Below are 1,632 nucleotides of genomic sequence, written 5' to 3' on the forward strand. Positions count from 1 at the left end.
TGCTGCGCTTTTCTTGTCTAGCTTCGTCTCCTTGAAGCTGTCGTCATAAGCAATCAACACTACGAACGCTTAAACCGCGTTCTACGGTTTCTTGCTTATGCGCCTGCTTCAGAACAGTCGACTGCGCTTTTCTTGTCCAGCTCCGCAGGCTAGTGACTCGAGACATAGACAAGAGACACTTCGAGTACGAAGCCCATGTCCTCTACGGTCTCTTGTCTATGCTTGTCGTCACTATGCAAGCCTGCTGCGCTTTTCTTGTCTACTCTTTGTTTTTGTGGTTGGATTGTTCTTCTTCGATGTTATCAAGTTTGCCCTTATCTTCTTTTGGTATTACTTTTTTGTTTTGGTCAGGTTCTTTCGGTTGGTTATCGCTAATCGGAAAATCGGGCATATACCTACCGATGATAGCGGATAACTCATCTACAACACCGTGTGCTGGATAACCTTGACCAATCTTATCCCCCATATTACGCAAGCGTTGCATAATATCACCATCAGCTACTACAACTGCAGTTTTACCATAAGGGTCGTGTTGTAGTGCTTCCAAAACGGTAAATTTAATTGTCCCTACTCTGGATCGATCCAAATCCTTATCAACATCAATCCCTACCACTGCATATGGACCAGCAACAACTGCCGATGCATCATTAACGTTACCGACACCGGAAGCGATAGAAGCTAATCGATCAGCAATTTCAGAGTTATTAAGTGATTGTTTTTCTGCTGGATCTGAATCTTCAACTTGGAGAAAACGGTTATTATTATTCTGTTCGTCTGGCATGGACACATCTTCATTATTTGATTGACAGCCAGTAATTATAAAACAAGTGAATAATAAACATAGTCCATTTCGAAAGCATGGTCTCATTTGTTGTGCCTCCTAATTCTTTGTGAAAGAAATGTTCTATGTTTATATTTTGTTTCTGGTTGTCAAATTATACGTTAATAGAAGGCAGGTTTTAAGGCAAATGGTGGAATTACAACAAAAGCTGCTGCTTGGTTGAGCAACAGCTTGGTATAAGGGGATTTTAGTTAACGACTATTTTATTAACAGACTCTATTGGATTGTCTTTATTAGACCCATCTTTATGATAGAAATGTACTGGACCGTTCTTTTTTACTGGTTTACCATCAACAGCAAATAACAAATAGGCATTTCTTAATTCCTCTAATGAAATTGTAACATCAACTCCATTTTCTACAATTAAAGTAGCGGTTTTAGCATTAGTTTTTGCTTCAGCATGATTGACAAAATCCTCAATTGGCATTACGTACGTACCTTTTAAGATCTTTTCACCCTCAAACTTTGAAATACTTTTGTTAACTGGAGGTTTAATATGTTCCTTGTTTATTGCTCTATTCCAACGTTTGTCAGCTTCCTCTGAAACATTCTCCTCAACCGGAATATCAATAGATCCCGTAAATGCTTTGTCAAATTCTATTTTTCGATCATCAAAAATCCAAACTGTAGGGTCTAATGTAATGGAATATGTAACGTTTCCTATGATTGGTACTATCATTTAAGTTTCCGCCTTTCAACTCTTAACATATTTATACGAGTACTATAAAATATTTTTTACGGTATTAATCTTATCATAAACACTTATGAAATGCTTGTTACAGAAGTTGGAC

Annotated in this window: 2 protein-coding genes; both read right to left on the reverse strand. The window is 37.8% G+C overall.

What is annotated here, in order from left to right; translation table 11 throughout:
* Positions 1-259: 259 nt before the first annotated feature.
* Positions 260-868, reverse strand: coding sequence for a YhcN/YlaJ family sporulation lipoprotein (locus ACOI1D_RS21565; protein ID WP_422504245.1), 609 nt, complete (start codon positions 866-868; stop codon positions 260-262).
* 160 nt (positions 869-1,028) lie between these two features.
* Positions 1,029-1,520 carry a hypothetical protein gene (locus ACOI1D_RS21570; protein ID WP_422504246.1) on the reverse strand — a complete coding sequence of 164 codons (492 nt, stop codon included), beginning with the start codon at positions 1,518-1,520 and terminating at the stop codon, positions 1,029-1,031.
* Between the last annotated feature and the right edge of the window lie 112 nt (positions 1,521-1,632).

Origin of the sequence: Virgibacillus sp. DJP39, from assembly GCF_049310925.1 — a bacterium.
In the GTDB taxonomy this organism is placed as follows: domain Bacteria; phylum Bacillota; class Bacilli; order Bacillales; family Amphibacillaceae; genus Virgibacillus_F.